Below are 24,209 nucleotides of genomic sequence, written 5' to 3'. Positions count from 1 at the left end.
GGTCTAGTTTATCATGTGAATCGCGTTTTTAAGGAGTTTTTATGAATGCAATCATTGGCATTCTTTTAGTATTGGCAGGGGCTGTTGTTGGCTTCTTTGTTGCCCGCTACTGGCTGAAAGAGCACTCTGATGAGGCGCGCCTGAATGCTGAAGTACAGCAAAGCCGTGAACAACTGGCTTCGTATCAGCAGGAAGTCGCCGAGCATTTTGCCACCGCGACCGCATTGGTTGAACAACTGGAAGAAACCCAGGAAAAACTGAAAGCTTATTTGAACCATAGCTCTGACCTGCTGCAGCGCGAGCAAACGCAACCGAGTCTACCTTTTTTTGCAGAGGACACCATGCGCCAGTTACGCATGGCCAGTCAGCTGCAAAAAGACAGCTCGAAGGGTAAGCAAGAGACGGCTGAACAGCCGCCGCGGGATTACTCTGAAAAAAAGAGCGGTCTTTTTTCCAGCTCAACTGAAAAAACATCTTGAAACATTCGTGAGCTGAACTTATCTCAATAGGGTCGGTCTTTACTTGCACGCATGCCCTAAAGCATGGTCGTGATGATTAAAGGAGTCTGTACCCTATGAGATTTAAATTATTAGCAGTTATCACCCTCACCGGCGTGTTGGCGCTTGGCACAAGCGCGCAGGCCAATATCCCTTTCTTCAGCGACAAAGATGAAACGCCAACTCTGGCGCCCATGCTGGAAGAAGTTACCCCTGCGGTAGTGAATATTTCTGTGAAGGGCAGTCGCGAAGTACGGCAACGTATTCCCGATATGTTCCGCTTTTTCTTTGGCCCCAATGGTCCGCGTGAGCAAGTTCAGGAGCGACCTTTCCGGGGGCTGGGCTCAGGCGTAATTATTGATGCCGAAAACGGTTATGTGGTGACCAATAACCATGTGATTGAGGGCGCTACTGAGATATTAGTGACCCTGAAAGATGGTGAGCAGTTTGATGCTGAAGTCATCGGTACAGATGCGAACTCAGATATCGCCCTGCTGAAAATTAAAAACGGCGAGAACCTGACTGAAGTTGAAATTGGCCGCTCGCGTGATTTGCGTGTCGGTGATTTTGTCGTTGCGATCGGTAACCCCTTTGGCCTCGGACAAACCGTTACCTCCGGTATTGTCAGTGCGCTGGGTCGCAGCGGTCTGGGCATTGAAGAAATTGAGAATTTCATCCAGACCGACGCAGCCATTAACAGCGGTAACTCAGGCGGTGCACTGGTCACCCTTGATGGTCAGTTAATTGGCATTAACACCGCTATTTTAGGCCCGACCGGCGGCAACATTGGTATCGGTTTCGCCATTCCGTCAGATATGATGCAAGCTCTGGTACAGCAGCTTATTGAGTTCGGCGAAGTGCGCCGCGGCGTATTAGGTGTTCGTGGTAACGATCTGACAGCCGATATTGCGGAAGCCCTGAATCTGGATGCCAAGCAAGGTGCCTTCATTGCCGAGGTTCTGCCTGAGAGCGCGGCTGCAAAAGCTGGCTTGCAGTCAGGCGACGTTATTGTCGGCGTCAATGGTGAGAAGATCCGTAGCTTTGGTGATTTAACCGCACGGGTGAAGACGCTCGGTATTGGTAAGCCAATCAATATTACCGTCTTGCGTGACGGCGATACCCAGACCTTCTCAGTAACGCTTACCGCAGAAGAAACCTCAGTAGAGGCTGAGCAGCTGCACCCCGCCCTGCAAGGCGCAACGCTGGCACCGGCCGACGGTGGTGGCATTACCATCACTGAGCTTGAAGAAGGTTCAATGGCAGCACGTTATGGTTTACGCAAAGATGACATCATTGTTGCGGTCAACCGTCAGGGCGTGAACTCGGTCGCTGAGTTGCGCAACGTACTGGACAACGCTGAGGGTGTGGTCGCACTGAATATTCAGCGCGGAAATTCATCGCTTTACCTTGTATTACGCGGTGGCTAACCCCATATCGTTTAACAGCAGCAAACATTGACTGCACACAGCGCATAATTTACAGGCAGCTCTTTAGGGCTGCCTTCTTTTTTCCAGAAGTGTTATGCTAATTTTTATCGTCACATCAATTCGCTAATGGATGTCCTCATGCAACAACGCAAGTCAGGTAGTTGGATCGGCTACGTCATACGTTCGGTGATTCTTGGGCTTGTTGTTGCAGCGTTCGTCATTTGGCTTCAGCCGCTTATCAGCGCCTGGCAGGCCGAGCGAGTCACACCTGACCAACCGATGTCTTTTGCCAAAGCCGTCAATCGCGCGGCCCCGGCGGTGGTGAATATTTACAGTCTGTCAGAAGTACGAGGTTCCTACTATAACCGTCGTCCCAATACCGTCCTGCGACTGGGTTCGGGCATAATTATGGACAATGTCGGTCATATTCTGACCGCCGCACACGTGGTCGCAAATGTCAGTAGCATTCAGGTAGCCTTGCAGGACGGTCGGCAAACCAGCGCGCAGGTGATTGGTACTGACCCGGTCACCGACCTGGCGGTATTGCGCATTGAGCTTGATAACCTGCCGATTATTCCGCAGGACTTGCAGTTACGTTCCAATGTGGGCGATGTCGTCCTTGCTATAGGTAATCCGCTCAATCTCGGGCAAACCATCACACAAGGTATTATCAGCGCCACCGGCGGCCGTATGGGCGTGATCAACAGCCATGCCGACCTGTTACAGATGGATGCTGTAATTAATGAGGGCGCCTCGGGCGGTGCGCTGGTTAACAGCGAAGGCTATCTGGTTGGTATTAATAACGCGCAGTTTCGCGGTCCGGCAGGTCAGGGCGTGGAAGGCATTTATTTTGCCGTCCCCTATGTACTCGCCCACGACATCATGACGAAGCTCATTGAAGAAGGTGAAGTGGTACGCGGGTATCTTGGCGTGAATACCGGTGACCGTCCACAATCGCAGCAACAACCGGGTATTTTGGTTACCGGAGTCGACCCGAACAGTCCCGCCGATCGCGCAGGTTTGCGGGCGGATGATTATATTATTGAAATTGCCGGACAACCTATCGCGTCGTCTGCTGAGGGCTTGGCTCTGATTTCCAATACAAAGCCAGGAACGGAACTCGAAGTACGTTTTATTCGTGACAATACTGAGCTTACGACGACTGTTACCATCAGTAAGCTCAGTTATTAACAGGCGGGGTTAATCCTGACGCTCGATGTTCGCGCCCAGCGCTGTGAGTTTCTTCTCAATGGCCTCATAGCCACGGTCGATATGATAAATACGCTCGACCGTGGTTTGCCCTTTGGCCACCAAGCCAGCAATTACCAGTGACGCTGAAGCGCGTAAATCGGTACACATGACCTGAGCACCGGCCAGTTGCGCAACCCCTTTGCTTATCGCGGTATTCCCCTCAAGTTCAATCTGCGCGCCCATACGTTGCAGTTCAGGAACATGCATAAAACGATTCTCAAAGATCGTCTCGCGCACCCAGCCGGAACCATCAGCAATCGCGTTCAGGGCACAGAACTGAGCCTGCATATCGGTCGGAAATGCCGGATGCGGCGCGGTGATAATATTCACCGGCTTCGGCCGTTGGGGCGCCTGCAGTCGAATCCAGTCGTCACCTTTGGTAATCGTCGCACCGGCCTCGGTGAGTTTTTTCAGCACCGCGTCGAGCATGCCCGGGTCGGTATTCTTACAGGTGACATCGCCTCCGGTCACTAATGCCGCGACCAAAAAGGTACCGGTTTCAATGCGATCAGGTTGCACGGCGTAGCTACCGCCACCTAATTTTTCGACGCCATGAATTTCAATGGTGTCAGTACCCGCGCCGCGAATATCTGCGCCCATTGCATTCAGAAAGTTAGCCAGATCGACAACTTCAGGTTCACGCGCCGCGTTTTCAATAGTCGTCACACCGCTTGCCAGGGTGGCGGCCATCATTAAGTTTTCGGTACCAGTCACACTGACCGTGTCGAGCAGAATCTGGGCGCCTTGTAACCGGCCGTCGACGGTGGCATTGATGTAACCATTTTCCACCGTAATTTGCGCGCCCATCTGACGCAGTCCTTCAATGTGCAGGTTCACCGGGCGTGCCCCAATCGCACAGCCACCAGGCAAGGAAACCTGTGCTTCGCCGTGGCGTGCGAGCAATGGCCCTAGCACTAGAATGGAAGCGCGCATGGTTTTTACCAGATCATAGCTGGCGATGTGATTTGTCAGTTGCTGCGGGTGAATGCGGTAACTATTGGCATCAAGCTGAGTGTGCGTCACGCCGAGATCGGCCAGCAGCTTTAATGAGGTGCGCACGTCCTGTAAGGCCGGAACATTGTTGATCTCGACATCATCGGTCGCCAGCAGGCTAGCCATCAAAATCGGTAGCGCAGCATTTTTTGCGCCTGAGATCACAACCTCACCGTGCAGCTTCTCGCCGCCAGTAATTACAAATTTTTGCATAACGCCAGACTCTCTGTTAGCTCAGCATTGCGAGTTTCTTCTCGCGTTGCCATTCCGAAGGGGTATAAGTTTTGATTGAAACCGCATGAAGCTCGCCACTGGCGATTAGCTCTTTGAGAGGTGCGTACACAGTTTGCTGTTTTTTCACTCGGCTCAGGTCGGCAAATAGTTCGCCGACGGCAGTAATGTTTGCGTGACTACCGTCTACTTTTACCACAACTTCATCAAGTTGCAGTGCGTCATTGAGCAGTTGTTTAATGTCTTCGCTGGTCATGAGTCTTTCATTTATGGTTACTTGAGTGACAGGTAAGGATGGTTACGCAATTACTCTTCAGACGCAAGTTCCAGAAGATCTGTTCCACCGCTTACTTCGACAATTGCTTTAAACTGTTGACTCGGATTCAGAATAGTTAGTTCACAATCCTTTTGCATCAGGTACTTCTTTAACTGTAGCAGCATTGCCACACCAGCGGAGTCCACATGCTCCACTTCGGACAAATCAACCTGCAACTGGTCGCCAGCTTCGCTTTGCCAGCTATCACGCTGCTCCCATGCTGCAGGCACGGTTGCGCGCGTCAGCTCACCATCGAAGGCGAGCTTGCCGTTGTCGTGCTGCCAGCTTAATTTCGCGTCGGCCATGGTTTAACTTTGCCCTTCGTCATAAGGCTGAATAGGCTGTTTTGCTTTCTCGCGCAACAGCTCAATGGTCCCATCAATACCGCGGCTGCGGATCACTGAGGAAATCTCCGCTGACTGACTGCTCAGCAGGCTGACCCCCTCAACCACGAGGTCGTAAGCTTTCCAAAGTCGCTCGTCTTCGTCGTAGCGCATTTTAAAGTCCAAACGAATAGGTGGACGACCTTCTTCGATCAGACGGGTTTTCACTTCGACCATACGATCTTCCGGTTCCACTTCCCGCGCCCGCTCGAACTCAAAGTGATGTTTGTCTTCGTCATATTGCGTAAATGCACGGCCATAGGTGGCAATCAGATAATCACGGAATACCGAATAAAATTCCTGACGCTGCTCTGCCGTCGTGTCCTTCAGGTTACGGCCAAGCACGCGTTTCGCGGCATAGGTGGCATCGACATAAGGCAACAGTTCTTCGCGAATGATGGTGCGCAAATAGTCGAGATCTTCATTAATTTTAGAACGTTCATTGGCAATACGCTCAGCGGTTTTATTCGCTACCCGCTGAAGCAGCTCATAAGGGTTTTCGCCACGCACCACATCAGACTCTGCCTGTGCAGTTCCCGTGACCACCAACAACGCTGTCAACAAGAGTGCCGATAAGCTTTTCATGCCTACTCCTTAATCATTGCCCTGGCTAAATAAGAACTGACCAATCAGGTCTTCTAACACCAGCGCCGATTTCGTGTCCTGAATGTAGTCACCGTCATCTAACATTTCTACGGTATCGTCAATAAAGCCGGGGCTGAGGCCAATATATTGTTCGCCTAAAAGCCCCGAGGTAAGTACTGAGACCGACGATGTATTCGAAAATTCGTCATACTTCTTACTAATGGTCATTTCGACTAACGGTTCATAATACTCACCGTCGAGGGTAATGTTGCTGACCCTTCCGACGACCACACCGCCTACTTTAACCGGTGAGCGCTCTTTCAGACCACCGATGTTGTCAAACTTTGCATATAATTTATATGTCTCGCCATTGGCCGAAAAACTGGTATTAGCGGCGCGCAAGCCCAGGAACAACAAGGCTAGAACGCCGATAATGACAAAAAAACCAACCGCTAACTGCGTATTTCTTGATTCCATAATTTATTATCCAAACATCAGTGCAGTAAGAACAAAATCCAGACCCAGCACCGCCAGCGAGGCGGTGACCACCGTTGATGTCGTGGCCCGACTGATACCCACCGAAGTAGGCACACAATGATAGCCTTTATGTAGGGCAATCCAGGTCACCACGAATGCAAAAACTAAACTCTTAATAATGCCGTTTAAAATGTCCTGGCCCCATTCGACATTCGACTGCATCACCGACCAGAACGCGCCTTCATCAACACCCAGCCAGCGCACACCGACCAGATAACCGCCATAAATACCTACGGCAGAAAAAATCAGTGCCAGTAGCGGCATACTATAAAAACCGGCCCAAAAGCGTGGCGAAATAACGCGACGTAAAGGGTCGACGGCCATCATCTCCAAACTCGACAGCTGTTCAGTCGCCTTCATCAGACCAATTTCAGCGGTCAGTGCTGAACCGGCGCGGCCGGCAAATAACAACGCCGTCACCACCGGTCCTAACTCGCGCAGCAATGAGAGCGCAACCATGGGCCCAAGGCTCTGCTCGGCCCCGAAATCGACCAAAATTTTGTAGCCCTGCAGGCCCAGCACCATGCCGATGAACAGTCCACTGATAATAATGATGATGAGCGACAACACACCCACTGAGTACATTTGCTGCATCAGTAACGGCCATGACTTGCGAAGCTGCGGCTTACCTATCAATGCCCGCACCAGCATCACCATGGCTTTGCCAGCTCCGGCAATGTTATCTAAAACTGTCTTTCCTAAGGCTGCCACCTTATCCAGCATGACCTTCCCCTTCGTTGATATCTTTCCCTAATACCTCTTTGGCCAGGCTTGGCGCTTTATAATGAAAAGCCACAGGACCGTCAGCTTCACCCTCAAGGAACTGCTGCACCAGTGGATCATCCGACTGCTTTAACTCCTCAGGTGAGCCAGACGCCACCACCTTTTGGTCGGCGACAATGAACACCTGATCGGCAATGGTCAGCACCTCAGCCACGTCGTGGGTAACGACAACACTGGTGATACCCAACGAGCTATTGAGCGATTTAATCAGCTTCACAATGACGCCCATCGAAATCGGATCCTGACCGGCAAACGGCTCATCGTACATGATCAGTTCAGGGTCGAGCGCGATGGCGCGCGCCAGCGCCGCGCGACGGGACATACCGCCGGACAACTCGGCCGGCATCAGGTGCCGGGCGCCGCGCAAACCTACCGCCTCAAGTTTCAACAGGACGATGGTTTCAATAATCTCTTCGCTCAGATCGCTATGTTCCCGTAACGGAAAGGCAATATTGTCGAACACTGACAGATCAGTGAACAAAGCGCCGCTTTGAAACAACATGCTCATGCGTTTACGCTGTTCATACAAATCCGAGCGAGACAGCTCCGGGATATTGTGCCCGGCGAACTTTATGGAACCCTTTTGTGGCTTGAGCTGACCGCCGATCAGGCGTAGTAATGTAGTTTTTCCAATACCACTGGGCCCCATGACGGCTGTAATTTTGCCACGGGGGATCTTCATATTCAGGCCGTTAAAGACCTCTTTCGCACCATAATTATGCGCGAAGTCCAGATTTTCAATGACGACGAGATCATCCGCGTTAGCGCTTGTCATAACTGGTTCTTCCTTACGTTTCAGACCGCCTAGTTTACCTGAAAACGAAGGCATACCCTAGCTCGCGGCGGTAAATTTTGTGACAAATCATTTATAACCTGCAGTTTTACGTCTGCATTTGCAGAATCGATCGGTTATCATTGGCTTATTGCAACTTTAAAGTTCAGATTAGGGTTTGCCATGACTGCTGCGAAAACCGAAACATTTACCTCACTTGCCGCGTCGGTGCTGGACATCGAGGCGCGCTCAGTGAGTGACCTGAAGCGTTATCTGGATGCGAACTTTACCCGCGCCTGTGAGTGTCTGCTTGCCTGTAAAGGCCGGGTGATCGTGCTGGGCATGGGCAAATCCGGCCACATTGGCGGTAAAATCGCAGCCACCCTCGCCTCTACCGGCACGCCTGCTTTTTTTGTTCACCCCGGTGAAGCCAGCCACGGTGATCTTGGCATGATCACCTCAGATGATGTGGTGCTGGCCATTTCCAATTCTGGCGAGACCGGCGAGGTGCTCAGTATTGCGCCGCTGATAAAACGCCGTGGTGCGCATTTGATTAGTATGACTGGCAATCCGCAGTCGACTTTGGCTGAACTTGCCGATGTGCATATTTGTATCGCCGTCGAGCAAGAAGCATGCCCGCTCGGACTGGCGCCGACCTCATCAACCACCGCCACGCTGGCCATGGGTGACGCGCTGGCGGTCGCACTGCTGCATGCGCGGGGCTTTACCGCCGATGACTTTGCCATGTCCCATCCGGGCGGTAGTCTGGGCCGACGTCTGCTACTGCATATTCACGATGTCATGCACAAAGGCGAGCGGATGCCGTTGGTAAACGCCGATGCTAGTCTGAGTGATGCATTGCTGGAAATGTCACGTAAAGGTCTGGGGATGACCGGCATTGTTGATGCGCAGCAACGCCTGGTGGGCGTTTTCACTGACGGCGACCTGCGCCGCATTCTGGACCAGCGTATTGACGTACACCAAGCACAAATTGACCGGGTCATGACCCGTAATCCTATTACGATTAGTGCCGACGTGCTTGCTGCCGAAGGCTTAAAACTGATGGAAGACCGTAAAATTAACGGTCTGTTTGCAGTTGATGATGCGCAAAAGCCGGTCGGAGCTCTGAACATGCATGACCTGCTAAAAGCGGGGGTAATGTAATGCCACAAGCAACGATCAGCACCTGGTACGGTGATATCAGCGAGTCACTTTTTGTCAGCCTGCAAGCCATTAAGCTGGTGATTTTTGATATCGACGGCGTATTTTCCGACGGCCGTATTTATTTAGGCAATGACGGTGAAGAGCTCAAAGCTTTCCATACCCGCGACGGCTTTGGCGTTAAGGCACTGCTCAATAGCGGCGTCCAGGTTGCCGTTATTACCGGCCGCCAGTCGCACATTGTCGAGCAGCGCATGCGCGCGCTGGGCGTGACGGAGATTTATCAGGGCACCACAGAAAAACTTGCGGTGTACCAGAAACTGGCCAGTAAATATGATTTAACGGATGCCGCCATTGCCAGCATGGGCGATGATGTGCCCGATGTACTGATGATTCAGCGCGCCGGCATTGGTGTCGCAACGCAGGATGCGCACCCCTGGGTGCAACAACAGGCTGATTACATTACCAGCATGCGCGGTGGCTTTGGCGCCGTGCGCGAATTAAGTGATCTCATTTTACTCAGTCAGGGGCACTTGCAACTGCAGGGCGGAGCCAGCGTATGAACCGCCAACTCAGCTGGATTCTGGCGATTTTATTCATTCTCGGAGCGCTGCTCATCTGGCGTCCCTTTGACACGGATGAGGATGCCACCATTAATCCGCAGTTTCGGGAAGTACCCCCTGACTTTATTGCCCAAGGCTTGCGTACCCGGGTTTACAACGCCGAAGGTAAGCTGGTCCATCGAATTAATGCAACCAAAATGACGCACTACAGTCCAATTGGACTCACGGAGCTCACCTCGCCTGAATACCGTGTTCGGGTCAGCGAAGATGGAAGCGAGTGGCAGGTAGTAGCCGAACAGGGCTCTTTTTACGACGATAAAACGCTAGTGCTGGAGCGCGATATCGTCATTACACATTTGACCGACGATGATTATCTGGAACGCGTTGAAACCAGCTATCTGACCATCGACACCCTGGCTGAAACCATGGTAACTGATGAGCCGGTAACTATTTACGGGAAAAACTTTTTAGTGCGCGGAAATGGTATGATTGCCGATCTCAGCGCCGAAACTTTGGAATTAAATGAACATGTACAAACCATTTACACCCGCCTACCGCAGCCTTAAGTTTGCCCTGCTGGTCATCGCCCTGCTTGGCGTCTCGAACGGTACAGTTCTGGCGCAGGGTAAGGCTGACTTCGAGCAGAATATTGAAATACGCTCTGAGCGCGACTGGTTTGATATTCAAAACAAGATCGCAGTCTTTGAAGACAATGCGGTGATTACTCAGGGCACCCTGAGAATTACTGCTGACCACCTTGAGGTAGCACAGGACGAGGCTACCGGCACGCGCTCTTTCACCGCCGAGGGTAATCCGGCGACCTATCGTCAGGAACTTGAAGATGGCAGCATTATTCGTGCCGAAGCTCAGGTGATCCGCTATGACGAAAGTCAGCAGCTTCTGACCATGTCGGGGAATGTTAAGGTCACTCAGGACGATAGCCTGATTCGGGGACACGAAATTATTTATAACTTCGCGACGCAACAAATGCGTGCCTCTCGTGGTGAAGATGACAGCGATCGTGTCACCACTATCTTTCAGCCGAGCAAAAAGAACGACGATAACAATGAGCCGATTAATCGCTGAACATCTCGCTAAGTCTTACAAAAAACGTCAGGTCGTCAAAGATGTCAGCCTGACTGTAGAGTCCGGCAAAGTCATTGGCCTGCTCGGCCCTAACGGCGCCGGTAAAACCACAACATTTTATATGATTGTCGGGCTGGTGAATCATGACAAAGGGCGCATCCTGCTCGATGAACAGGATATCTCATTGTTACCGATGCACGAGCGCGCGCGACGTGGTATTGGCTACCTGCCACAGGAATCCTCGATTTTTCGCAAGCTGACGGTGCGCGATAACATTATGGCGATTCTGGAAACCCGTAAGGAGCTTGATGCCAATACCCGTGAAGAGAAGCTCGATAATCTGCTCGAAGAATTTCACATCGGCCATATTGCCAATAGTCTGGGCATGAGCCTTTCGGGCGGTGAGCGGCGCCGGGTCGAGATTGCCCGCGCACTGGCGGCCGAACCTCAGTTTATTCTGCTCGATGAGCCGTTTGCCGGCGTCGATCCGATTTCAGTCATCGATATCAAAAAGATTATCGAACATCTGCGTCAGCGCGGTATAGGCGTGTTAATTACTGACCATAACGTGCGCGAAACCCTCTCGGTGTGTGAGCATGCGTATATTGTCAGTCATGGGCAGTTGATTGCTGAGGGTGACGCCCATACTATTTTAAATAACCAACAGGTAAAAGACGTCTACTTAGGCGATCAGTTCACATTATAGCCGCGTGGTTGCTATTCGCAGGTGGTGCTGAATGAAACAAGGCTTGCAATTAAAATATACTCAGCAGCTGTCGATGACGCCTCAGCTGCAGCAAGCCATTCGCCTGTTGCAACTGTCGAGCTTTGAACTGCAGCAGGAAGTACAACAAGCACTGGAAGAAAATCCACTGCTGGAGCAGGAAGAGGTCGACGACCCACTACGTGAACATGGTGACGACGAAGTCGAAGTCAGCGAAGAGTGGGATCAGAATTACACTGCTGATTTAATGGGCGCGGTCGGCCAGAACGACGCCGAATACGATGCCATGACCTATGGTTGCAGCCAGGAAACCCTGCACGACCATCTCCGCTGGCAGCTACAGCTGGCTCACATGACACCCACCGATGAACAAATTGGCCTGGCCATCATTGATGCCATTGATGCGGCCGGCTATCTGCAAGTCACGTTGGAAGAACTTACCCAGGCACTGAATCAGCAGCTTGACGAACCGATTGAAGAAAGTGAAGTGGCGGTCGTGTTAAAACGTATCCAACACTTTGACCCGCTTGGCGTCGCCGCCCGTGATGTCAGCGAATGCCTGTTGTTGCAGTTACAACAGTTGCCTGAACAGACGCCTTATCTTGACGCTGCCAAAAAGGCGGTCCGCGATCACGTTGAACTGCTTGGTTTACGCGACTATCGCACGCTGTCCCGGGCACTTCGATTGAACGAAGCGGCATTGACCGAGGTCCTAAGTATTATCCAGCATTTGCAGCCGCGTCCCGGTGAATGCTTCAGCACCGCCGATGACGCTTACGTGATTCCTGATGTGGTGGTGCGCAAGCAAAATAATCGCTGGATGGTTGAGCTAAATCCGCAAAGTTTGCCTAAACTAAAAGTAAACGGCAGTTACGCTGCGTTAATACAGGATTCCCGAGCAAGCGAGGACATGACTTACATCCGTCAACACCTACAAGAAGCCAAGTGGTTCATTCGCAGTATCGAGAGCCGCAATGAAACCCTGCTGAAGGTTGCGAGCAGCATCGTACAGCGCCAGCAAGCCTTTTTCGAACATGGCGAAGAAGCCATGAAGCCGATGATCTTAGCTGACATAGCTGAGGCTATCGAGATGCACGAATCCACCGTATCCCGAGTCACTTCACAAAAGTATATGCATACGCCCCGAGGTGTGTTTGAATTGAAGTACTTCTTCTCCAGCCAGTTAGCCACTGAGCAGGGAGGAGAGTGCTCTTCAACCGCAATCAGGGCATTGCTGAAGAAACTAGTCGCTGCTGAAAATCCGAAAAAGCCACTGAGTGACAATAAGCTCACGCAACTCATGGCAGATCAGGGTATTCAGGTCGCTAGACGGACGATTGCTAAGTATCGTGAGGCGTTGAATATACCGCCCTCGAGTCAGCGCAAACGTCTAATTTGAAACTTGGACAAAAGAAGGAAGATGTTATGCAAATTAATCTGACTGGTCATCATATTGAGATAACTGACGCGTTGCGGGATTATGTCAACACCAAGTTTGCAAAGCTTGAGCGCCACTTTGACCATATCACCAATGTCCATGTGATTTTAAATGTTGAAAAGTTAACCCAAAAAGCGGAAGCTACGCTGCACGTAAACGGCGGCGAGATTTTCGCTGATTCAGAGCACGAAAATATGTACGCGGCGATTGACGGTCTTATTGATAAGCTCGATCGCCAGGTCATTAAACATAAAGAAAAGATGAAACGCCACTAAATCATGGATTTATCCACTCTGTTAAGCCCCGACTGCACCCGTCGTGCAGTCGCGGGCTCAAGTAAGAAGAAAGTTTTAGAAATGATCGGCCAGCTGGCTGCCCCACGGCTTTCCGGTACCACGAGCTTTGACGTGTTTGAAAGTTTGCTCAACCGCGAACGTCTTGGCAGCACAGGCATTGGCCTCGGCGTGGCGATTCCTCATGGCCGCCTGCAAAGTGCCAACAAGCCGGTAGCGATTTTAATGACGCTGGCAGAGCCCATAGACTTTGATGCCATTGATAACCAGCCCGTCGATATCGTTTTTGCCCTGCTGGTGCCCGAAGAAGAGCACGAGCAGCACCTGCAAACCTTGGCTGCCGTCGCGCAGCGACTGAACGATAAGTCCTGCACCCGCGCATTACGTGACGCGCAAAATGATCAGGAACTTTATCAACTTTTCACTGACGACAACTGCGGCTGACCATGCAACTGATTATCGTAAGTGGTCGTTCAGGTTCGGGTAAGACCATCGCCCTACGGGTACTTGAAGATCTTGGATTCTATTGCGTCGATAACTTACCCATCATGCTGCTGCCAACCTTGGTCCATGCTATCGAGGACCGCTACGAAAATGTCGCCGTCAGTGTCGATGTACGGAATTTACCGGACAATCATGACGATCTGAGCGACGCGCTCGATTTTCTCCCCGACAACATTAAGCCTGAGATTCTGTTTCTCGATTCCAACGATAAAGTTCTGCTGCAACGCTTTGGTGAAACCCGCCGTTTGCATCCGCTGTCGCGTGATGAAATGCCGCTTAGCGAAGCACTGCAGATGGAATCGAAGTTACTGGAGCCCCTGGCAGGACGGGCAACCTGGCGGATTGAGAGCAGCGAACTCAGTGTGCATCAGTTGAGTGAGCAGGTCAGCGAACGGGTCTTAGGCCGCGCCGCCTCGCGACTGATCGTCGTGTTCCAGTCATTTGGTTACAAATATGGACTGCCGCCTGACCTTGATTACGCTTTCGATGCGCGTATTTTGCCAAACCCCCATTGGGAGCCTGAACTTAAGCCGTTAACCGGCAGTGACCAGGCGGTGCAGCACTTTTTTGCGCAGCAGCCTTTAGTGACTAAATTTATCTATCAGTTGGAAACTTTTCTCGGTACCTGGCTGCCGCACTTTCAGCGCAGTAACCGCAGCTACCTGACCATTGGTATAGGCTGCACCGGTGGCCAACACCGCTCGGTTTACATTGCCGAGCAGCTGGCCGAGCGCTTTAGTGGTCATGAGTTTAAAGTGCAGGTCCGGCATCGTGAGGGGTTTCGTCGCAAATGAGCCAGCAAGTCAAAAAGACTGTCATTATTCAGAACAAGCTCGGCTTACATGCCCGGGCAGCTACCAAACTTGCTAAGCTGACACATAAGTTTGACGCCCGGGTTGCCATTGTTCAGGACGGCCGTGAAGTCGACGCCTCCAGCGTCATGTGCTTGTTGTTACTGGCCAGTGGTCAGGGCAAAGAGATCGACATTGTCGCCCGGGGCCCCGAGGCGCAACCGGCGGTTGACGCCATAGCGGCTTTAATTGAAGCACGCTTTGACGAAGACGCCTGACGCGCATCTTCCTGCTGACGCCGCTCACTAAATAAGATAAACTCCTCATATCCATAGGAGTTTTCACCATGCTTCCAGAAGTCGCCGAAAAAGAGTTTGCCGAACAACGGCTCCAGGACGTGACCGAAGCGCTCGCCCGTGGCATGTATGTGCAGGCGCGCCGGCAGTTACATAACCTGCCCGCATGGGACGTAGCACTCCTGCTCGAGTCTTCCCCACCTAAAGCCCGGGCGATTATCTGGCAACTCGTCGATGCCGATGAGCACGGCGATATTCTTGAAGAACTCTCGGAAGAAGTACAAAAGTCGGTCATTCGCCAGATGGCGCCAGAGAAGCTGGCCGCCGCTACTGAAGGCATGGACACCGACGACCTGGCTTACGTTCTTCGTGGTCTGCCGGAACAGGTTTACCAGGAAGTACTCAAGTCGATGGATGAGCAGGATCGCCATCGCGCGGAAAAAGCCCTCTCTTACGAGGACGAAACCGCTGGCTCGATGATGAATACCGATACCATCACGCTGCGTCAGGATGTGACCATTGATGTGGTCTTGCGCTACCTGCGGTTAAAAGGCGAGCTCCCCGAGGCCACCGACAAGCTGTATGTTGTCAGCCGTGATGACCAGTTTATCGGTGAGATTTCCATCTCGCGACTGGTCACCGTTGACCCCGCCAAGCTGGTCGGTGAGGTGATGGAAGCCGACGTGCAGAGCATTCCGGTTGACATGGATGAAACCGAAGTCGCCAAGCTGTTTGAACGCCAGGACTGGATCTCAGCGCCGGTGGTTGACTCTGAGAATCACTTGCTCGGCCGTATCACCATTGATGACGTGGTTGATATCATTCGCGAAGAGGCGCAGCACTCAATGCTGAGTATGGCCGGTCTTGAGGACGACGAAGATACTTTCGCGCCGGTACTAAAAAGTACCCGACGCCGCACAGTGTGGCTGGCGGTGAATCTGGTCACCGCGTTACTGGCTGCCGCAGTCAGCTCCATGTTTGAGGATATTCTTGCGCAAATGGCTGTTCTGGCCATTTTAAATACCATTGTACCGAGCATGGGCGGGATTGCCGGATCGCAAACCCTGACACTGGTCATTCGCGGTATGGCACTGGGTCATATTGGGGCCAGTAACCAGCGCTGGCTGATCGGCAAAGAGCTGGCGATCGGTGCCCTCAACGGGGTCATCTGGGCATTGTTGATTGCCGCAGTAGTCGCTATCTGGAAACAAGATCTGGTCATAGGGGGAATCATCGCCTTCGCGATGATGGCCAACCTGCTGGCCGCGGGCCTGGCAGGCGTGACCGTACCGCTGATCTTGAAAAAATTCGATATTGATCCGGCGCTGGCCGGCGGCGTGATTCTGACCACAGTCACCGATGTGGTCGGTATTTTTGCCTTCCTTGGCACGGCCACCCTGTTGTTAGGATAAGTCTGTCAGCACAACTATGGCCGGGTTAGTTCCCGGCCACGTGCAAACTCTCAAGTAACACCGAGCCAGTGCGCACACCGTGGCGCAGGTCGGTGTCATTGCCAATGGCGACAATGTTACGCAACATGTCCTTCAGGTTACCGGCAATGGTAATCTCTTCCACCGGATACTGAATTTCGCCATTTTCAACCCAGAATCCGGCAGCGCCGCGCGAGTAGTCGCCGTTGACCAGATTGACGCCTTGCCCCATCACTTCCGTGACCAAGAGGCCGGTGCCCATGGTGCGACACAGGTCAGCTAAACTCTGCTGCTGTTGTGTCAGCTGCCAGGTATGAATGCCGCCGGCGTGTCCGGTTGGCTGCATCTGCAGTTTACGCGCGGCGTAGCTGGTCAACAGGTAACTTTGCAATACACCGTTTTCGACCATGGTACGGTTCTGTGTGGCCACCCCTTCATGATCAAAAGGCGAGCTTGCTAACGCCCCCGACAAGTGCGGGGTTTCGGTAATGGTCAGCCAGTCGGGTAAGACCTGTTCGCCCAGATGATCCAGCAAGAAGCTCGATTTGCGATACAGGTTGCCGCCACTGATGGCACCGACAAAATGGCCAAACAGGCTGTTGGCAATATCGGCACGGAAAATGACCGGCACTTTAGCGGTGTTGATTTTGCGCGCACCCAGCCGGGCCAGTGTCTCGTAAGCCGCCTGCTCCGCCACATACTCAGGGCTCTCCAGATCACCGGTCGCGCGCGCCACGGTGTAGGCGAAATCGCGTTGCATGGCATCGCCCTGCTTACCAATTAACGAACAGCTCATGGCATGGCGTGACTGCAGGTAACCGTCCAAAAAACCATGGCTGTTGCCGTAGACGCGATAACCCACGTGACTGCTGTAGCTGGCACCGTCGGAATTAACGATGCGCTCATCAAGATTCAGGGCGTGACGCTCACATTGCAACGCCTGCTCAAGAGCATAATCGGCCGACTGCTCACCGGGATGACAAAGTTCCAGATCAGGATTGTCATAGGCCATCAGCTCGGCAGGCGCCAGGCCGGCACAGGGATCAGGCGAGGTAAAACGGGCAATATCCAGCGCTTTTTCAACACTGGCGCGAATTGCCGCCGCAGATAAGTCGGTGGTCGAAGCAGAACCTTTTTGCTGGCCCTGGTACAAGGTAATGCCCAGGGCCCCGTCCTGATTGAACTCTACCGTGTCAACTTCACCCAGACGGGTTTCTACGCTGATGCCCCGGCTACGGGTCAGGGCACACTCCATTGCACTGGCGCCGAGCTTCTTGCCATAACTCAGCGCGTCGGCGACGGCTTGCTTCACATCGGCAAGCTCGGTTTTTAAATCGGCTAATTCTGGTTTCAAACTAAACTCCATTGGTTGCCTGGTCAGTTGCCTGTTAAACTACGCAGGTAGCACAGAGGACATACCATGCAAGATAGTCACGACTTTGACCAAGACGATGATCAGTTGGTCAGTAAATCTCAACTTAAACGTGAAGCAGAAGCGCAACAAGCGCTTGGCACCAAACTTGTCGACCTGCCGGCCGGTAAGCTTGCCAAGCTGCCGCTGGATGACGAACTGCTTGACGCCATTCAGTTAGCTCAGCGCATTCGTAATAAGCGCGAGGGCTTTCGCCGGCAACTGCAACAAATTGGCAAAATGATGCGCCAGCGTGACACAGCGCCGATTGAGCAGGCACTGCATGAGCTTGAGCATGCGCATCTTGAGCAAAATGCTTTGTTTCATCAGCTCGAGAAATATCGCGATGCCATTCTCGCGGACGGCGACAGCGCCATTCAGGACTTTGTCGAAACCTATCCGCTGGCTGACCGGCAAAAACTGCGTCAGCTCTACCGGCAAGCGCAAAAGCAGCAACAACAGGGCAAACCTCCGGCTGCTGCCCGCGAGCTGTTTAAATACTTACGTGAGGTGGCAACCGCTTAAGCGGTGCCACCTACGGTCAGTGCGTCCAGTTTTAACGTCGGTTGGCCAACGCCAACCGGTACGCTCTGGCCGTCTTTACCACAGACCCCAACGCCGGTATCTAACGCCAGGTCATTACCTACCATGGACACCTGGCGCATAGCGTCAGGACCATTACCAATCAGCGTCGCCCCTTTCAGCGGTGCGGTGATCTTTCCATCTTCAATCAAATAGGCTTCGGAGGCCGAGAACACGAATTTACCTGAGGTAATATCGACCTGGCCGCCGGCAAACTGTGGTGCGTAAATACCACGCTTCACGCTGGCAATAATATCTTGCGGCGCAGCATCACCGCCGAGCATATAGGTATTGGTCATACGCGGCATCGGCAAATGGGCGTAGGACTCGCGCCGGCCGTTGCCCGTCGGAGCAACACCCATCAGCCGGGCATTCATTTTGTCCTGCATGTAGCCAACCAGACGCCCTTTCTCAATGAGAACGTTATAGCCAGCGGGAGTGCCCTCGTCATCGACACTTAATGAGCCGCGACGGTCGCTAAGGGTACCGTCATCGACAATGGTGCAAAGTTCAGATGCGACCATTTCACCGATTTTGCCTGAGTACGCTGACGCACCTTTACGGTTAAAATCGCCTTCCAGGCCATGACCAACGGCTTCGTGCAGTAATACGCCCGGCCAGCCAGCGCCAAGCACTACCGGCATGGTTCCGGCCGGAGCCGGACGCGCGTCGAGGTTCACGATCGCCTGCCGTACCGCCTCTTTGGCATAGGTCTGCCAACGCGGTAAGGCATTGCTGTCGCTTTCCGCGGCCGCTTCGGCGGCAAAAAAGTACTGATAATCGACCCGCGCACCGCCACCGGCACTGCCACGCTCACGACGACCATTCTGCTCTGCCAGCACGGTGCAGTTAACCCGCACCAGCGGCCGGATATCGGTGGCCAGGGTGCCGTCAGTGGCGATCACCAGCACCTCATCATAACTGCCGTTAACGCTGGCAATGACTTCCACCACGCGGCTATCGAGCGAGCGTGCATAGGCGTCGATTTCACACAGTAAGCTGATTTTCGCAGCTTCATCCAGGCTGCTCAACGGATTGAGTCCCTGGTAGCGCGAGGGGGCCGCGACCTGCTGGCCCACATTCAGCTTTTTGTCAGCGCCTGCGTTGGCGATGCCGCGTGCTGCGCTAGCCGCTTGTGCCAGTGCCGACGCTGAAATTTCATCGGCGTAAGCAAAGCCGGTTTTATCTTCATGGATAGCACGCACGCCGAGCCCGCTTTCAATATGAAAGCTGCCGGATTTCACAATACCGTCCTCAAGCACCCATGACTCATTGGTGCTGTGCTGCAAGTAAATGTCAGCATAATCAATCGAGCCGGTGTAAATGCTTGCCAGGCGTTGCTGCAAACCTTCAATATCAAGCTCGTTGGCGGTCACTAACTGCTGAATGACCTGATTTTGTTCACTCATGAATTACCTTCTTACTACTGGCAAAATGTTTGGCGACAGGAATATTGCGCCGTATTTCATCCAGTTCTGTTAAATCAACACGCGCACTTGCCAGGCATGGACTTTGCGTGCCGTCACATTCGCTTAATAGTTTACCCCATGCGTCAACCACCAGTGCATGGCCATAAGTTTCACGACCGTTCGCATGGGTTCCGACCTGGGCGCCAGCCACGAGCGCGCATTGCTGCTCGATGGCGCGCGCCCGCGCCAGAACATGCCAATGCGCAGCGCCGGTAACGCGGGTAAAAGCTGAGGGCAAAGCGATCACTTCAGCGCCCTGCTCGCGCAATGCCCGGAACAGTTCCGGAAAGCGCACATCATAACATACTGCCAGCCCCAGCCGGCCAAACTCGGTGTCGACAGTGATCACTTTTTCACCGGCGTGCGTCCATGCCGACTCACGATAGGTTCGCGTACTGTCTGCGACATCCACGTCGAACAAATGAATTTTGTCATAGCGCGCCAAACATTCACCAGAGGGGCCGTAAACTAATGAAGCGGCACTGAACTTGTCGTCATCCTTCTGCTCCACCAGCGGCACCGTACCTGCCAGAAGATAAATGCCATGTTCTTTTGCCAACGCGCTCAGGCGCTGCTGCATGGGACCACTCCCGGGCTGTTCGGCGAGTTCACGCTGGCGTTTGTCGCCCGCACCAAAGCATAAACACGCCTCTGGCAATACTACGAGCTGGGGCCGTTCCGGCGGCAGTTGTTGCAGTAATTGTTCAATTTGCGCCAGATTCTGCTGCGGGTCCGGCTGGCTGGTCATTTGTACCGCTGTCAGTTGCACTATTCTCTGCTTCGACATCGGGGTCCTCCTGCTGCTGCGGCAATTGGTCAACGGGAATGTCCACTTCGCGACTGGCGCGAGAAATTTCTTTCACCACCGGATCATCAATGGTGCCCGTAATTTTATATTCAAGCCGGCTGATCACCTGTGCGTCCTGCAACATCTGGTCGATGAGCAGCGCTGCCAGACCTGACGGCGGATTGACCATCCAGGCCAGAATAACCGGTAGACTGGAGGTCACTTTCGGCACAAAGAATAATTCGTAATCAAGGCTGTTGTTGACGAGGTTACTCTGGCCGGTAATTTCCATGTCACCGGCGGCGCCATTCATGCGCGCGCCGTCAGTTTTAACCACCCCGTCGTCAATTTCGAACTGGCCAACGAATTCGGTGAAAAACATGCCGTTAGCAAAGATATCGCGAAAATCGAAGCGCAACTTGCGCAAAATACTTTCCAAACTCAGCATTGAAAAAATACGTGCGCCACCGTCGCTGACATCACTCAGATAGCCCTGACCTAAGCGCCAGTCCATGTTGCCATTTAAGCTGGCGACATTGAATTCGTCAGGTGCGCCCTGCCAGTTAAGCGCGAAGTCGAACTGCGCCGGACTGTCCTGAATAATTGAAGTGATTTCATAATCGCTCAGAAAGTCACCAAAATCATCACTGTTAAACTCACCACTAAACGCCGTACGCGCGTCTTGTTCTGCGGTGGCCAGGTTCCATTCCAGCTCGGCATTCAGTTGGTGCTGGTCGTTACGCAACTGAATATCGGTAATGCGCAGCGTCTGTGCCTCGGGTTCCAAATTAAAAGCGACTTCGCCAAGCTGATAGGCACCGTAACGGCAGCGTTTACAGTCGAAAACCAGCCGTGGCCAGCGACTGAAACCGGCGAGTTGCTGCGTGTCCTCTACCAGCTCTGTGGCAACCTCCTGCGGCTCGGCTTCCGGTTTCGCCAGCTCCAGGTAGTCGGCATTCACCTCAATGCGCTCACCTTGGGCGGCTTCCTGCGGCCAGTAGGTGCCTTGCATAGCAGCTTCCCGGGCGCGCCATTTAAAACGCCAGGTATCAATGGTTTGTTCGGCCTGTGGCTCCTGTTGTGGCCACACTACCAGTGAATTCTCAGTTAACTGATGGCCACCAAAGAAAATACGGTCGGCCTGCACTTCAATGACATCGGGGATTGGTTGCGCAATGGTGTGCCCGTTCGTTACTGAACCTGTGCTCTGCGCCGCCAACCACTGACGTAATGTCCCGAGCTTATCCAACCAGACCTGTGCATCAAGGTCACCCAGCCCGATTTCCATCGCAAAGCGCGGATTCAGGCCAATCAGATCAGGGTTCGGCAGTTGACTGACCCGATCGCCGATACGCGCATACCCCTGGCGTAGCTCACTGGCATCGGCATTGTATTGCAGCTCGAGCAGACTGTGTTCGCCCAATGTACTGTTGATTAGCAGACTTTGTGGACCGCCTGAGACCTGGAGCTGCCAGGGCATGGATTCGCCCTGATCCAGGGCCAATGGGGCTGGCAGATGCAAGGCAAAATTCTCTAGTTCTGACTGCTGTTGCCAATGGAACGAATAGCCCCCTTGCTGCGGCAGCGACAACGCAAGCTTGCCCTGCCACTGTAACTGGCCACTGGCCAGCTCAGTGGTCAATGGCTGCCGCGTGGCCAGCTTATTCATTGACCAGTCGGCGGTGACATCCAGCCGCACCTGATAATCCTGTTCACGCAACCCACCCTGCAGATCAACCGCCAGCGGTAACTGATTCCACGACAACTGCAACTGCTCGGCGTTTATCACCTCATTCTGGTAACGAATACGGCCCTGCAAATCATGAAAGCGCTGATCGATTGCGGCGACATAAAGGTCATTATCGTTCAGGTCTACATAGCCTTTCGCCGTGACCTGGTTGCTACCATCCAGCGGGATGGTTAAATCCAGCTCGCCAATGAACTGTCCTGCCAGCTGAATTTCACCGAACGCCTGTCCCAAACTGTCCGCCAGCGGACTGGCGGCAAAGATCGGTTGCAGTCTTGCCCCCTCACCTTTCATGCCCGCGCGAATCGATAAGCTAAGCGGTCGGGCCAGAATATCATCGATGACCGTATCGACCCGTTCCAGCTGGACCCCTTCTAACAGTGCATTCTCGGTCAAAATGTGCATCCGCTCGTTGGCAAAGTGCACATAGGTGGTGGCGTCATTAATGGCTGGCCAGTCCGGCTGAAAGCGATACACCAGGTCCTGCAGGGTCGCCTGTGCCTGAAACACACCAGTGCCATCATGATAGGGAAATTCATTCAGCGGCCCGCGCCAGACCATTGCCAGATCGGTGGCGTTGGCTTCCAGCAAAGCGGTCTGTAAATAGTCATGCAGTTGCCCGCCCATGACTTCCGGTAAGTAACGACGCAACACGGCGGCGGGTATCGGCGCTTCACTGGCATCACTTAGGCGCGCGGCAATGTACAGCCGATCACGGTAGTCTAAGCGCGCCGCCAGGCGCAACGGCAAGCCCTCAAGATCAGCACGACTGTCAGCGTCCACCTGCACCTGCCAGCCGGCATCGGACCAATCCAGATCACCGCCTAACTGCAGCCGTTGCAACTGCCAGGCCGCGCCCGCGACAAGGCTATCACTTTCGAGCGGAATCGCTTCGCCACTGAGTTGCCACCGGGCCTTGCGGTCCTGGCCCCGAACCTGCAAGGCCACACCGTTAAGTCCGGGCACGCCGGTCATTTCCTGCCAGGCCAGTTGACGCGCGCTAGCTTGCCACTGCAACGGTTGTTGTAATGGTTGCTGCAGATGGATATCGAGTTCGCCCTGCAGCTCCGCCTGTTTCAGCTGGTCGGCCCATTGCTGACCCTCGCTGCCAGCCAGTGAGGCAAGTTGCAGCAGCGGCGCTACCGGTACCGCCTCGGCACTGAAGGCAAACAACTCGGGGGTTTGCAGCCAGCTTACTGTCGGCAGCGTCCAGGTGGTGCGATCCTGAATAAAGGTGATGGGGTTATTATTGACCAGCCAGCCGTCTTCATGCGGTCGTAGCTCTAATAACCCTTTTGGGATGACTAACTGATGGCGGCGGTCGTCCACCTGCCAGTGCAGCTCGTTGCGTCCCAGTTGCAAAATGCCGTTGCGAAAATCACTGGCACTGAAGTTCAGCCACAAGGTGAAGTTAAACTCGGCCTGCGACACTTCGGCATCAATGATCTTTTGCTGTAGATAACCGGCAATGTCGAGGTTCTTCGCTTTAATGTAAATTTGTCCGGCGAGGTCAGCAGGGTCATTGCCCTCTACGTCAATAATGACGTCGAGCGAGTTTGGCGCCAGCTCAGCAATACGTAAACTGCCGATACCCTGGTGCGAACGCCCCTGGTTGTTCCAGCTCAGTTGTTCAATTTCAATCGCCCGGCGGACACCCACGAGATTTATCAGCTCCAGCGTGCTGTCCTGGATGGTCACCTGATCTAGCTGGTTGAGGAAAAACCGCGGTAGATCATTGGCCACGCCACTGTTCCCGCCCCACGAGGAATCCCGTAGATCATAGGTGACATGCAAATCGGCAAGGGCTATCTGCTCGAACTTCAGCGACCAGGTACGCAGGCTCTGCCAGAAATTAAATATGACCCGCGCTTCGTTCAGTTGTAACTGTGCTGATTCACCGTCCAGCCGCTGTACTTCAATATCCTGCAGAATCAGTTGCGGTCCGGCTACGTTCCAGTCCGCCCCGAGTTGCGAAATAGTCAGTTCAACGGCGTAGTTTTCGGCAAAAAAATCTTCGACCTGGGTGGTGACATCGGGCAATTGTGGCAGCAGGTAACGCAGTATACTTAGCAGCACCGCGAACAACACCAGCGTGGTTGCCGCAGTGTAGAGCAGGGTCCGATAAGCTACTTTAAACGAAACTCGCCACATA

Annotated in this window: 26 protein-coding genes; 15 read left to right on the top strand and 11 right to left on the bottom strand. The window is 53.3% G+C overall.

The features are described 5' to 3' along the window. Positions 1-41 precede the first annotated feature (41 nt). The 3 genes from CWI71_RS03210 to CWI71_RS03200 all read left to right on the top strand — a co-directional run bounded on the left by CWI71_RS03210 (position 42) and on the right by CWI71_RS03200 (position 3,115). Positions 42-479, top strand: a complete 438-nt coding sequence (locus CWI71_RS03210; protein WP_126753827.1) for a Z-ring associated ZapG family protein — start codon at positions 42-44, stop codon at positions 477-479. A 95-nt stretch (positions 480-574) separates the two neighbouring features. Continuing rightward, positions 575-1,924, top strand: a complete 1,350-nt coding sequence (locus CWI71_RS03205) for a DegQ family serine endoprotease (RefSeq protein ID WP_126753826.1) — start codon at positions 575-577, stop codon at positions 1,922-1,924. Positions 1,925-2,062: 138 nt separating this feature from the next. Further along, positions 2,063-3,115 carry a trypsin-like peptidase domain-containing protein gene (locus CWI71_RS03200; RefSeq protein WP_126753825.1) on the top strand — a complete coding sequence of 351 codons (1,053 nt, stop codon included), beginning with the start codon at positions 2,063-2,065 and terminating at the stop codon, positions 3,113-3,115. A gap of 9 nt (positions 3,116-3,124) precedes the next feature. On the opposite strand, the gene murA is transcribed toward CWI71_RS03200, so the two are convergent. The 7 genes from murA to CWI71_RS03165 are packed head-to-tail and all read right to left on the bottom strand — an operon-like array spanning position 3,125 to position 7,778. Then, positions 3,125-4,381 (bottom strand): UDP-N-acetylglucosamine 1-carboxyvinyltransferase, encoded by a 1,257-nt coding sequence (gene murA / locus CWI71_RS03195; protein ID WP_126753824.1) that lies wholly within the window; start codon positions 4,379-4,381, stop codon positions 3,125-3,127. A 16-nt stretch (positions 4,382-4,397) separates the two neighbouring features. Then, positions 4,398-4,655, bottom strand: a complete 258-nt coding sequence (locus tag CWI71_RS03190; RefSeq protein WP_126753823.1) for a BolA family protein — start codon at positions 4,653-4,655, stop codon at positions 4,398-4,400. Positions 4,656-4,705: 50 nt separating this feature from the next. Then, positions 4,706-5,020 (bottom strand): STAS domain-containing protein, encoded by a 315-nt coding sequence (locus CWI71_RS03185; protein WP_126753822.1) that lies wholly within the window; start codon positions 5,018-5,020, stop codon positions 4,706-4,708. Between the two features lie 3 nt (positions 5,021-5,023). Next, positions 5,024-5,683: an MlaC/ttg2D family ABC transporter substrate-binding protein gene (locus CWI71_RS03180; protein ID WP_126753821.1), complete on the bottom strand. Its 660-nt coding sequence runs from the start codon at positions 5,681-5,683 to the stop codon at positions 5,024-5,026. A gap of 9 nt (positions 5,684-5,692) precedes the next feature. Next, entirely contained in the window at positions 5,693-6,160 is a 468-nt protein-coding gene (mlaD, locus tag CWI71_RS03175; RefSeq protein ID WP_126753820.1) for an outer membrane lipid asymmetry maintenance protein MlaD, read from the bottom strand. A gap of 6 nt (positions 6,161-6,166) precedes the next feature. Continuing rightward, entirely contained in the window at positions 6,167-6,943 is a 777-nt protein-coding gene (mlaE, locus tag CWI71_RS03170; RefSeq protein WP_126753819.1) for a lipid asymmetry maintenance ABC transporter permease subunit MlaE, read from the bottom strand. After that, on the bottom strand, positions 6,933-7,778 hold the full coding sequence (locus tag CWI71_RS03165) for an ATP-binding cassette domain-containing protein (RefSeq protein WP_126753818.1): 846 nt from the start codon (positions 7,776-7,778) through the stop codon (positions 6,933-6,935). The genes mlaE and CWI71_RS03165 overlap by 11 nt, the downstream gene beginning before the upstream one ends. Before the next feature lie 180 nt (positions 7,779-7,958). Between CWI71_RS03165 and CWI71_RS03160 the strand changes: the two genes are divergently transcribed. The 11 genes from CWI71_RS03160 to mgtE all read left to right on the top strand — a co-directional run bounded on the left by CWI71_RS03160 (position 7,959) and on the right by mgtE (position 16,043). Next, on the top strand, positions 7,959-8,939 hold the full coding sequence (locus CWI71_RS03160) for a KpsF/GutQ family sugar-phosphate isomerase (protein ID WP_126753817.1): 981 nt from the start codon (positions 7,959-7,961) through the stop codon (positions 8,937-8,939). Continuing rightward, positions 8,939-9,499: a 3-deoxy-manno-octulosonate-8-phosphatase KdsC gene (gene kdsC / locus CWI71_RS03155; protein ID WP_126753816.1), complete on the top strand. Its 561-nt coding sequence runs from the start codon at positions 8,939-8,941 to the stop codon at positions 9,497-9,499. Before CWI71_RS03160 ends, kdsC begins: the two co-directional genes overlap by 1 nt. Further along, a complete protein-coding gene (gene lptC / locus CWI71_RS03150) occupies positions 9,496-10,065 on the top strand; it encodes an LPS export ABC transporter periplasmic protein LptC (protein WP_126753815.1) in 570 nt (189 codons plus the stop codon). The genes kdsC and lptC overlap by 4 nt, the downstream gene beginning before the upstream one ends. Beyond that, entirely contained in the window at positions 10,028-10,585 is a 558-nt protein-coding gene (lptA, locus tag CWI71_RS03145; RefSeq protein WP_157981041.1) for a lipopolysaccharide transport periplasmic protein LptA, read from the top strand. The genes lptC and lptA overlap by 38 nt, the downstream gene beginning before the upstream one ends. Continuing rightward, complete coding sequence (lptB, locus tag CWI71_RS03140) at positions 10,566-11,291, top strand: LPS export ABC transporter ATP-binding protein (RefSeq protein WP_126753813.1); 726 nt, start codon at positions 10,566-10,568, stop codon at positions 11,289-11,291. The genes lptA and lptB overlap by 20 nt, the downstream gene beginning before the upstream one ends. A 31-nt stretch (positions 11,292-11,322) precedes the next feature. Then, the gene (locus CWI71_RS03135; protein WP_126753812.1) at positions 11,323-12,708 is read left to right on the top strand and encodes an RNA polymerase factor sigma-54; all 1,386 of its coding nucleotides are present in this window, start codon (positions 11,323-11,325) and stop codon (positions 12,706-12,708) included. 26 nt (positions 12,709-12,734) lie between these two features. Next, positions 12,735-13,022, top strand: a complete 288-nt coding sequence (gene hpf, locus CWI71_RS03130; protein ID WP_126753811.1) for a ribosome hibernation promoting factor — start codon at positions 12,735-12,737, stop codon at positions 13,020-13,022. Between the two features lie 3 nt (positions 13,023-13,025). Then, positions 13,026-13,484, top strand: coding sequence for a PTS IIA-like nitrogen regulatory protein PtsN (ptsN, locus tag CWI71_RS03125; protein ID WP_126753810.1), 459 nt, complete (start codon positions 13,026-13,028; stop codon positions 13,482-13,484). Between the two features lie 2 nt (positions 13,485-13,486). Continuing rightward, complete coding sequence (rapZ, locus tag CWI71_RS03120; protein WP_126753809.1) at positions 13,487-14,338, top strand: RNase adapter RapZ; 852 nt, start codon at positions 13,487-13,489, stop codon at positions 14,336-14,338. Beyond that, a complete protein-coding gene (locus tag CWI71_RS03115; protein ID WP_126753808.1) occupies positions 14,335-14,613 on the top strand; it encodes an HPr family phosphocarrier protein in 279 nt (92 codons plus the stop codon). Before rapZ ends, CWI71_RS03115 begins: the two co-directional genes overlap by 4 nt. 68 nt (positions 14,614-14,681) lie before the next feature. Further along, on the top strand, positions 14,682-16,043 hold the full coding sequence (gene mgtE, locus CWI71_RS03110) for a magnesium transporter (RefSeq protein WP_126753807.1): 1,362 nt from the start codon (positions 14,682-14,684) through the stop codon (positions 16,041-16,043). Positions 16,044-16,068: 25 nt separating this feature from the next. Here mgtE and pmbA read toward each other — a convergent pair whose 3' ends face one another. Next, on the bottom strand, positions 16,069-17,427 hold the full coding sequence (gene pmbA, locus CWI71_RS03105; RefSeq protein WP_420849281.1) for a metalloprotease PmbA: 1,359 nt from the start codon (positions 17,425-17,427) through the stop codon (positions 16,069-16,071). Between the two features lie 54 nt (positions 17,428-17,481). Between pmbA and yjgA the strand changes: the two genes are divergently transcribed. Next, on the top strand, positions 17,482-17,997 hold the full coding sequence (yjgA, locus tag CWI71_RS03100) for a ribosome biogenesis factor YjgA (protein ID WP_126753805.1): 516 nt from the start codon (positions 17,482-17,484) through the stop codon (positions 17,995-17,997). Here the strand turns inward: yjgA and tldD are convergent. The 3 genes from tldD to CWI71_RS03085 are packed head-to-tail and all read right to left on the bottom strand — an operon-like array spanning position 17,994 to position 24,208. Further along, positions 17,994-19,463 (bottom strand): metalloprotease TldD, encoded by a 1,470-nt coding sequence (gene tldD, locus CWI71_RS03095; RefSeq protein ID WP_126753804.1) that lies wholly within the window; start codon positions 19,461-19,463, stop codon positions 17,994-17,996. The genes yjgA and tldD overlap by 4 nt on opposite strands. After that, positions 19,456-20,310, bottom strand: a complete 855-nt coding sequence (locus tag CWI71_RS03090) for a carbon-nitrogen hydrolase family protein (RefSeq protein WP_241967602.1) — start codon at positions 20,308-20,310, stop codon at positions 19,456-19,458. Before CWI71_RS03090 ends, tldD begins: the two co-directional genes overlap by 8 nt. Next, positions 20,228-24,208, bottom strand: coding sequence for a YhdP family protein (locus CWI71_RS03085; protein ID WP_126753803.1), 3,981 nt, complete (start codon positions 24,206-24,208; stop codon positions 20,228-20,230). Before CWI71_RS03085 ends, CWI71_RS03090 begins: the two co-directional genes overlap by 83 nt. Position 24,209 lies beyond the last annotated feature (1 nt).

Origin of the sequence: Pseudidiomarina insulisalsae (assembly GCF_003987065.1) — a bacterium.
Lineage (GTDB): Bacteria > Pseudomonadota > Gammaproteobacteria > Enterobacterales > Alteromonadaceae > Pseudidiomarina > Pseudidiomarina insulisalsae.
This window is presented reverse-complemented; position numbering and strand designations above follow the sequence as displayed.

Bases quoted from the DNA above. Each gene is read 5' to 3' on its own strand.
- lptC (WP_126753815.1), top strand. From the start codon at position 9,496: ATGAACCGCCAACTCAGCTGGATTCTGGCGATTTTATTCATTCTCGGA.
- CWI71_RS03205 (WP_126753826.1), top strand. From the start codon at position 575: ATGAGATTTAAATTATTAGCAGTTATCACCCTCACCGGCGTGTTGGCG.
- mlaE (WP_126753819.1), bottom strand. From the start codon at position 6,943: ATGCTGGATAAGGTGGCAGCCTTAGGAAAGACAGTTTTAGATAACATT.
- murA (WP_126753824.1), bottom strand. From the start codon at position 4,381: ATGCAAAAATTTGTAATTACTGGCGGCGAGAAGCTGCACGGTGAGGTT.
- lptA (WP_157981041.1), top strand. From the start codon at position 10,028: ATGTACAAACCATTTACACCCGCCTACCGCAGCCTTAAGTTTGCCCTG.
- lptB (WP_126753813.1), top strand. From the start codon at position 10,566: ATGAGCCGATTAATCGCTGAACATCTCGCTAAGTCTTACAAAAAACGT.
- kdsC (WP_126753816.1), top strand. From the start codon at position 8,939: ATGCCACAAGCAACGATCAGCACCTGGTACGGTGATATCAGCGAGTCA.
- CWI71_RS03185 (WP_126753822.1), bottom strand. From the start codon at position 5,020: ATGGCCGACGCGAAATTAAGCTGGCAGCACGACAACGGCAAGCTCGCC.
- rapZ (WP_126753809.1), top strand. From the start codon at position 13,487: ATGCAACTGATTATCGTAAGTGGTCGTTCAGGTTCGGGTAAGACCATC.
- CWI71_RS03090 (WP_241967602.1), bottom strand. From the start codon at position 20,310: ATGTCGAAGCAGAGAATAGTGCAACTGACAGCGGTACAAATGACCAGC.
- ptsN (WP_126753810.1), top strand. From the start codon at position 13,026: ATGGATTTATCCACTCTGTTAAGCCCCGACTGCACCCGTCGTGCAGTC.
- CWI71_RS03210 (WP_126753827.1), top strand. From the start codon at position 42: ATGAATGCAATCATTGGCATTCTTTTAGTATTGGCAGGGGCTGTTGTT.
- CWI71_RS03165 (WP_126753818.1), bottom strand. From the start codon at position 7,778: ATGACAAGCGCTAACGCGGATGATCTCGTCGTCATTGAAAATCTGGAC.
- CWI71_RS03160 (WP_126753817.1), top strand. From the start codon at position 7,959: ATGACTGCTGCGAAAACCGAAACATTTACCTCACTTGCCGCGTCGGTG.
- CWI71_RS03200 (WP_126753825.1), top strand. From the start codon at position 2,063: ATGCAACAACGCAAGTCAGGTAGTTGGATCGGCTACGTCATACGTTCG.
- mgtE (WP_126753807.1), top strand. From the start codon at position 14,682: ATGCTTCCAGAAGTCGCCGAAAAAGAGTTTGCCGAACAACGGCTCCAG.
- mlaD (WP_126753820.1), bottom strand. From the start codon at position 6,160: ATGGAATCAAGAAATACGCAGTTAGCGGTTGGTTTTTTTGTCATTATC.
- CWI71_RS03115 (WP_126753808.1), top strand. From the start codon at position 14,335: ATGAGCCAGCAAGTCAAAAAGACTGTCATTATTCAGAACAAGCTCGGC.
- CWI71_RS03190 (WP_126753823.1), bottom strand. From the start codon at position 4,655: ATGACCAGCGAAGACATTAAACAACTGCTCAATGACGCACTGCAACTT.
- yjgA (WP_126753805.1), top strand. From the start codon at position 17,482: ATGCAAGATAGTCACGACTTTGACCAAGACGATGATCAGTTGGTCAGT.
- pmbA (WP_420849281.1), bottom strand. From the start codon at position 17,427: ATGGAGTTTAGTTTGAAACCAGAATTAGCCGATTTAAAAACCGAGCTT.
- hpf (WP_126753811.1), top strand. From the start codon at position 12,735: ATGCAAATTAATCTGACTGGTCATCATATTGAGATAACTGACGCGTTG.
- CWI71_RS03085 (WP_126753803.1), bottom strand. From the start codon at position 24,208: ATGTGGCGAGTTTCGTTTAAAGTAGCTTATCGGACCCTGCTCTACACT.
- tldD (WP_126753804.1), bottom strand. From the start codon at position 19,463: ATGAGTGAACAAAATCAGGTCATTCAGCAGTTAGTGACCGCCAACGAG.
- CWI71_RS03135 (WP_126753812.1), top strand. From the start codon at position 11,323: ATGAAACAAGGCTTGCAATTAAAATATACTCAGCAGCTGTCGATGACG.
- CWI71_RS03180 (WP_126753821.1), bottom strand. From the start codon at position 5,683: ATGAAAAGCTTATCGGCACTCTTGTTGACAGCGTTGTTGGTGGTCACG.